Raw genomic sequence first — 1,419 nt, 5'->3', positions numbered from 1 at the left:
CGATGAGGCCAGTTGCTCCACCACAAAACCCCAGCTTATCCTCCCCTTCTGTCTAAATGCCCAGGACCAGCCCGATGATCCATAGCGCGCAGCACGCCGCCTCCTACTACGCCGCCAGCAGCGCGCCACACCCGGACCATTCATTCCTGCAGGGCGATCACAGCGCCGACGTGTGCATCGTCGGTGGCGGCTACTCCGGCCTGAACACCGCCATCGAACTGGCCGAGCGCGGCCTCTCGGTCATCCTGCTGGAAGCGCGCAAACTCGGCTGGGGGGCCAGCGGACGCAACGGCGGGCAACTGATCCGCGGTGTCGGCCATGGCCTGGAGCAATTCCTGCCGGTACTCGGCGAAGAAGGCGTACGCAGCCTGAAACTGATGGGCCTGGAAGCCGTGGAAATCGTCCGCGAACGGGTCGAACGCCACGCCATTGCCTGCGACCTGACCTGGGGCTACTGCGACCTGGCCAACAAGCCCGGCGAGCTGCAAAGCTTTGCCGAGGACGCGGAAGAACTGCGCAGCCTGGGGTATCGCCACGACCTGCGGCTGGTGCAACAGGACGATATCCACAGCGTCGTCGGCTCCGAGCGCTACGTCGGTGGCTTGATCGACATGGGCTCCGGGCACCTGCACCCCCTCAACCTGGCGCTTGGCGAAGCGGCCGTGGCCAGCCGGCTTGGCGCGCGGCTGTTCGAGCAGTCGGAAGTCACCCGCATCGACTATGGCCAGGAGGTGACGGTACACACCGCCCAGGGCAGCGTACGGGCCAAGACCCTGGTGCTGTGCTGCAACGCCTACCACAACGACCTCAACCGCGAACTGGGCGGCAAGGTGCTGCCCGCCGGCAGCTACATCATCGCCACCGAACCGCTGGGCGAAGAACGCGCTCGTCAGTTGCTACCGCAGAACATGGCGGTCTGCGACCAGCGTGTGGCACTGGACTACTATCGCCTGTCCGCCGACCACCGCCTGCTGTTCGGCGGCGCTTGCCACTATTCCGGCCGCGACCCGCAGGACATCGCCGCCTACATGCGGCCGAAGATGCTCAAGGTGTTCCCGCAACTGGCCGACGTGCGCATCGACTATCAATGGGGCGGCATGATCGGTATCGGTGCCAACCGCTTGCCGCAGATCGGCCGCCTGACCAGCCAGCCGAACGTGTACTACGCCCAGGCCTATTCGGGCCATGGCCTGAACGCCACCCACCTGGCTGCGCGCCTGCTGGGCGAGGCGATCAGCGGCCAGCAGAGCGGGCGTTTCGACCTGTTCGCCAAGGTGCCGCACATCACCTTCCCCGGCGGCAGACACCTGCGCTCACCGTTGCTGGCGCTGGGGATGCTCTGGCACCGACTCAAGGAGCTGGTGTAGGCTTCGTTTGCAGGGACTGTCTTGAGGGTTGTGGGGGCATCGAGATCAAGCG

General features: G+C 65.8%; 1 protein-coding gene. It reads left to right on the top strand.

The window, feature by feature from the left end; all coding sequences use genetic code 11:
- Positions 1 to 74 precede the first annotated feature (74 nt).
- Positions 75 to 1,367 (top strand): NAD(P)/FAD-dependent oxidoreductase, encoded by a 1,293-nt coding sequence (locus PPL01S_RS24200; RefSeq protein WP_016394045.1) that lies wholly within the window; start codon positions 75 to 77, stop codon positions 1,365 to 1,367.
- Positions 1,368 to 1,419: the final 52 nt, after the last annotated feature.

This window comes from Pseudomonas plecoglossicida NBRC 103162 = DSM 15088 (assembly GCF_000730665.1).
GTDB classification, from domain to species: domain Bacteria; phylum Pseudomonadota; class Gammaproteobacteria; order Pseudomonadales; family Pseudomonadaceae; genus Aquipseudomonas; species Aquipseudomonas plecoglossicida.
The sequence above is the reverse complement of the archived record's forward strand: the minus strand, read 5'-3'. Positions and strand labels throughout refer to the sequence as shown.

What these genes read in the sequence shown, in the direction of transcription:
- PPL01S_RS24200 (WP_016394045.1), top strand. Translation starts at nt 75, where the DNA reads ATGATCCATAGCGCGCAGCACGCCGCCTCCTACTACGCCGCCAGCAGC.